The following is a 535-nucleotide window of genomic DNA, read 5'->3' as shown; positions in this document are numbered from 1 at the left end:
GATCACGACCCAACACTATTCCGCCGCTCATGACAGCCCGGAGAACAAGGCGTTCGTGGAGGCCTTCAAGAAGGCGAACAACGGGATGCGGCCGAACTTCATGGCGGTCGGCGGCTATGACGACATGCACCTGATCTACGAGGGCCTGAAGAAGACCAACGGCGCCGGAGGTCAGGCCTTGATCGACGCCATGAAGGGAATGAGCTGGACCAGCCCGCGTGGTCCGGTATCCATCGACCCGCAGACCCGCGACATCATCCAGAACATCTATGTACGCAAGGTCGAGCGCAAGGACGGCGAGCTCTACAACGTGGAGTTCGCCACCATCCCGAACGTCAAGGATCCGGTGAAAGCCGCAAAGTCCAACTGAGCCTGTCGACGACCGAGAGCGCCATCACACGATGGCGCTTTCATTTTGTGTATACAGGCTGGGCAATATCGTCTCGAAGAGCCTCTTGAAACACCCGCATTAGCCTCAAGTATAGTTGCTTCCGTCTCTTGTCTGTATACAACCTGTTTTGCGGGAGAAAACAGA

General features: G+C 56.6%; 1 protein-coding gene. It reads left to right on the top strand.

Going from position 1 to position 535, the window contains the following annotated elements; translation table 11 throughout:
• On the top strand, window positions 1-370 hold a 370-nt coding region (locus C7G61_RS43175), incomplete at its 5' end, for an ABC transporter substrate-binding protein (RefSeq protein ID WP_145963853.1).
• Between the last annotated feature and the right edge of the window lie 165 nt (window positions 371-535).

The sequence above is a fragment of the Bradyrhizobium algeriense genome, assembly GCF_003062295.1.
Taxonomy (GTDB): Bacteria; Pseudomonadota; Alphaproteobacteria; order Rhizobiales; family Xanthobacteraceae; genus Bradyrhizobium; species Bradyrhizobium algeriense.
Note: the sequence above shows the minus strand (reverse complement) of the source record. Positions and strands in the feature narration are given on the sequence as shown.